General features: G+C 46.3%; 1 protein-coding gene and 2 pseudogenes. 1 reads left to right on the top strand and 2 read right to left on the bottom strand.

The features are described from left to right. A pseudogene (locus B7C60_RS02735) lies at positions 1 to 1,607 on the top strand (aminopeptidase family protein P); the annotation flags it as partial. 208 nt (positions 1,608 to 1,815) lie between these two features. Here the strand turns inward: B7C60_RS02735 and thiH are convergent. Together thiH and B7C60_RS17650 are read right to left on the bottom strand one after the other, a co-directional pair. Beyond that, positions 1,816 to 3,000, bottom strand: a complete 1,185-nt coding sequence (gene thiH / locus B7C60_RS02730; RefSeq protein WP_099610388.1) for a 2-iminoacetate synthase ThiH — start codon at positions 2,998 to 3,000, stop codon at positions 1,816 to 1,818. Continuing rightward, positions 3,000 to 3,477: pseudogene (locus B7C60_RS17650) on the bottom strand (thiazole synthase); the annotation flags it as partial. The pseudogene B7C60_RS17650 and the gene thiH, both read right to left, overlap by 1 nt.

The following is a 3,477-nucleotide window of genomic DNA, read 5'->3' as shown; positions in this document are numbered from 1 at the left end:
AACAAGCCGCTGTCTTTGTTGATGGACGCTATACCGTTCAAGTCACTAAACAGGTATCCAGTGAGTTATTTAGTTATCAACACCTCATTGAAGATCCTTATTTACACTGGTTACTCAATCACCTTCCTGCTGGTAGTAAAGTTGGCTATGACCCACGTATGCACCGAGCAAGTTGGCTGCAAGCTGCACAGCGAACCTTAGCCGGTCAATTACAACTGGTGGCACTGAGCGACAATCCAATAGACCAATTATGGCAAGATCGTCCAACTCCGGTTGTTTCCGAGATGCGTCTGATGAGTGACGACTATGTTGGCGTCAACAGCCAAACCAAACGGCAAGTCATTAGTAGTATTTTGCGCGATAAAAAGGCCAACTGTGCCATCCTCACTGAACTTGATTCCATCTGCTGGTTACTCAATATCCGTGGGCTCGATGTCGCACGCCTGCCCGTGCTGCTTTCACATGCCATCATTTATGATGATGCTCGTGTCGATTTCTTCTTAGAGAGCGATCGAATTGTCGATGGGTTTGCTGAGCACGTTGGCCGCGGTGTCCACGTTTATCCGCCCGATCAACTTCAAGCTAAATTAGAAGCATTGGCAGGACAGCGAGTGATGATCGATCCTAGCACCAGTAATGCTTGGTTTACGCTTGTGCTGCAAAATACCGGCGCGGAATTGATTAACGAAGCGGATCCGTGCTTATTAAGTAAAGCAGCCAAAAACACTACAGAAATAGCTGGTATGAAAGCATGTCATATTCGAGATGGTGTGGCGATGGCGAAATTTCTTTGTTGGTTAGACAACCAAGTCTCGGCCAAAAAATTTCATAACGAAGCACAGCTAGCAGAGAAATTACATGCGTTTCGAGCAGAAGACCCCACTCTAGTGGATCTCAGTTTTGACACTATCTCAGCGGCGGGTAGCAATGCTGCTATGTGCCACTACAACCATCAAAATCAACCCAAGCCCGGGCAGCTCAATGATAATAGCTTATACCTGGTTGATTCTGGCGGTCAGTATTTAGATGGCACCACGGATATCACTCGCACGATCGCCATCGGTGAACCGAGCGAAGAGATGAAGCGCCAATTTACTTTAGTCCTTAAAGGACACATCGCTTTAGCTCGTGCTCGTTTTCCGAAAGGCACTTGTGGTCACCAACTGGATGCGCTGGCTCGTCAATATTTATGGTCTGAAGGATACGATTACGATCATGGTACTGGGCACGGTGTCGGTCATTTTCTCAGTGTTCATGAAGGCCCGCAGCGGATCAGTAAAGTGTATAACCCTATTGCCCTGCGTCCTGGTATGGTGCTCTCCAATGAGCCGGGATATTATCGCGCAGAACAATTTGGCATTCGGATTGAAAACCTTGAATTGGTGGTGGAAGTAACAACGCAAGGTGATCAACCTATGCTTGGGTTTGAATCTCTCACTCGCTGCCCAATTGATACCCGAGCGATTGATGTCAATCGCTTAACTAAACCTGAACTTGCTTGGTTAAATCAGTATCACCAACAAGTTTGGCAAGAGGTTGGTCCGCTAGTTACCGGAGAAGTGAAAGCATGGTTGGAAAAAGCGACACAACCCATTTCACATCACTAGTTTTAAAATCAGCCAACGAGTCACCGAGCGATAATCTGCAATGGAATGACTCGAAGTGAAACCGATATAAATAAAAACCGATATAAATAAAAATAGAGGTCGACGCCATTGCCTGTCGTCCCCTCTATTTTTTTCTCACATTTATCTATTATCTACTATCTACCGTATCTCTCGTCGATAACGTTTTACTCTCTGTGACGGAATGACTCTACGACGATGAAGATGAAATAGGCGATGAAGAAATAGATATAGATGATGCAGAGCCGTTTGTTTCACGTGAAACACCGGAATAGACCTCATGCCAATCATGCCACACCGCAGCTAATCCATTCGCTTTAATTGCTGATTCAACCTCGATAGCACTACGTTCATCACTGATCGCAAATTGTTCTAACTCAACCTTAGGGTCAGCATACCCTCCGGGCTGAGTTTTTGATGCCGCCGACATACTGGTAATACCCAATAATGCCGCATGATCACGAAACTTAGCCGATTCACGAGTGGAAAGAGAGAGTTCCACTTGCGGACTGAATAAGCGGAAAGCACATATTAATTGGATTAACTGCTTATCGGACATAATCGATTTAGGCTGCAAACCTCCCGTACAGGGGCGTAAGCGAGGGAATGAAATCGAATAACGACTTTTCCAGTAAGTTTTCTCCAAGTAGTCGAGATGGGCCGCGACATAAAACGCATCGGTTCGCCAATCTTCTAACCCGATCAAGGCCCCTAAGCCAATTTTATCCATCCCCGCCTTGGCCAGTCGATCTGGCGTGGTTAAGCGAAACTCAAAGTCCATCTTCTTGCCACGCAAATGGTGCTCAGCGTAAGTCGAAGGATGATAGGTTTCTTGATACACCATGACCGCATCTAAACCGAGTGTTTTAAGTTCAGCATAGTCTTGCTGCTCTAACGGCTGCACTTCCATGGCCAAATAATGAAAATGAGGCTTGATGATCGGAAGCATTTGCCGGAAATAGTGCATGCCAACTTTGGTTTCATGCTCCCCCGTGACCAATAAAACACTATCAAACCGCATCGCCTTAATCGCTGCTATCTCTTGTGTTACTTCTTGTTTGTTTAACGTTTTACGTTTAATGCGATTTTCCATTGAAAATCCACAATAGGTACACGCGTTAGAACACAAATTCGAGAGATAAAGCGGCACATACAACGACATGGTATGACCAAAACGCTGACGTGTAGCCGCGTAAGAAAGTTGCGCCATCAGCTCTAGATAAGGCTCTGCCGCAGGAGAAATTAATGCCTGAAAATCGGCTAAGTTTCTGACCGATTTTGACAGTGCACGTTCAACATCTACACGGGTTTTACTCTGCACAGAGAGCTTGATGTCATCCCAATCCAGTTGGTTAAATTGTTCAATAAAGCTCATCATTCTTCATCCAAAAAAGCGGTGAATGGACTGGAAGCCACAGCCTGTAACTTTTGCCCAGCTACCCCAGCTTGATAGGCTAACCGCCCAGTCTCAACCGCTTGCTTAAACGCTTTTGCCATCAAGACGGGATTTGCCGCAGTAGCAATGGCCGTATTGACCAACACCGCATTTGCGCCCATTTCCATCGCTAATAGCGCATCCGAAGGCGCACCAATACCGGCATCAATAATGACCGGCACTTGCGCCTGCTCGATAATGATTTCCAAAAAGCGTTTGCTGATTAACCCTTGGTTACTGCCAATGGGAGCAGCAAGCGGCATTACCGCAGCGCACCCCACGTCTTCTAACCGTTTACAGAGCACGGGGTCAGCATGACAATACGGCAGCACAGTAAACCCCTGCTTAACCAGTTGCTCTGCTGCTTGCAGTGTTTCGATAGGATCAGGCATCAGATATTTAGCATCGGGATGAATT

Origin of the sequence: Vibrio fujianensis (genome assembly GCF_002749895.1) — a bacterium.
In the GTDB taxonomy this organism is placed as follows: domain Bacteria; phylum Pseudomonadota; class Gammaproteobacteria; order Enterobacterales; family Vibrionaceae; genus Vibrio; species Vibrio fujianensis.
The sequence above is the reverse complement of the archived record's forward strand: the minus strand, read 5'-3'. Positions and strand labels throughout refer to the sequence as shown.

Bases quoted from the DNA above. Each gene is read 5' to 3' on its own strand.
- thiH (WP_099610388.1), bottom strand. From the start codon at position 3,000: ATGAGCTTTATTGAACAATTTAACCAACTGGATTGGGATGACATCAAG.